The sequence below is a fragment of the Mesorhizobium sp. M0601 genome (assembly GCF_040320845.1).
In the GTDB taxonomy this organism is placed as follows: Bacteria; Pseudomonadota; Alphaproteobacteria; order Rhizobiales; family Rhizobiaceae; genus Mesorhizobium.
The window spans coordinates 1-949 of the sequence record NZ_JAMYQK010000127.1 but is presented as its reverse complement, the minus strand read 5'-3'; the positions used below and the strand labels follow the sequence as shown (position 1 = coordinate 949).

At 55.5% G+C, this 949-nt stretch carries 2 protein-coding genes and 1 tRNA gene; all 3 read right to left on the bottom strand.

Going from position 1 to position 949, the window contains the following annotated elements:
* Nucleotides 1–80: 80 nt before the first annotated feature.
* The gene (locus tag NKI41_RS33200) at nt 81–332 is read right to left on the bottom strand and encodes a GIY-YIG nuclease family protein (protein ID WP_352687291.1); all 252 of its coding nucleotides are present in this window, start codon (nt 330–332) and stop codon (nt 81–83) included.
* A gap of 94 nt (nt 333–426) precedes the next feature.
* Nucleotides 427–517, bottom strand: a tRNA-Ser gene (locus NKI41_RS33195).
* Nucleotides 479–949: hypothetical protein (locus NKI41_RS33190; protein ID WP_352687289.1), on the bottom strand; the 471-nt coding region annotated here is incomplete at its 5' end. The genes NKI41_RS33195 and NKI41_RS33190, both read right to left, overlap by 39 nt.

The following is a 949-nucleotide window of genomic DNA, read 5'->3' as shown; positions in this document are numbered from 1 at the left end:
GAATCGGGACGGAGGTCGGCGAAAAGCAGCTCGTTGGGTTCGTTTTTATTTATATTTCAAATAGATAGGTCCTAAGACCGTCAGTGAGGCTCTGTCGGCCAAAAACGTTTACTCGCAAAGGCCTTGCCCGAACCGGTCTTGAAATATCGCTCGAGTTGCCGTGCGTTGGCCTCGGTTTCAACCCCGATGTAGGCCTTCAAGATTACAGGCAGATAAGCCTTAGTCGAGGTCACATAGCCTGATCGGTGCGAATCAAAACGGCGTCGAAGATCGTTGATCGATCCGACATAGACATCGCCGTTACGGAGTTGCAGAAAATAGACGTACCACATGGTCCCCCTACGCTACTTCGTAGCTTCGGGCGACACCCTACGCCCAAAATGCGGTTTCGGGTGGCCTGCCACCCGAAGCCCGCACGGTGTGGGGTGGCGGAGAGGATGGGATTCGAACCCACGAGAAGCTTTTGACCTCTACTCCCTTAGCAGGGGAGCGCCTTCGACCACTCGGCCACCTCTCCGTTGCGCCGGTGGATAAAGAAAAGCGCCGGCACAATCAACAAGCTGACGCTATTATCCTTGAAAAATCGACCCTTTGCCAAAGCGCCGCGCGGCGGTGTGGCGATTCTACGGCAATTCCCTGGTTCGCGACTCGGGCCATGGTCACATTTCGGGCCGACCCTCGCCGGAATCCGCGGTTTGCAACGGCTTGCGATGGGCTGTTGGTTAACGGGAGCTTTCGGAGTGAGGCCAAATCGTGTCATTTGTGCAACAACGCCGGGGTATAGCGCCAACACAAACCTTTTGCCGGTACGATCGTGGTTGAACGCCGCCGTCTCATGGGTAATGTCGGGTTTGAAGGAGCGGCGCGGTGCGCATCTTTTTCGGTAGTGGGGATGGGGCAGGGAACGCTGTCCTTCAGCAAAGAATACCCAGACCCGTTTTTTAACTTT

Coding starts and splice junctions, on each gene's coding strand:
- NKI41_RS33200 (WP_352687291.1), bottom strand. CDS start 332: ATGTGGTACGTCTATTTTCTGCAACTCCGTAACGGCGATGTCTATGTC.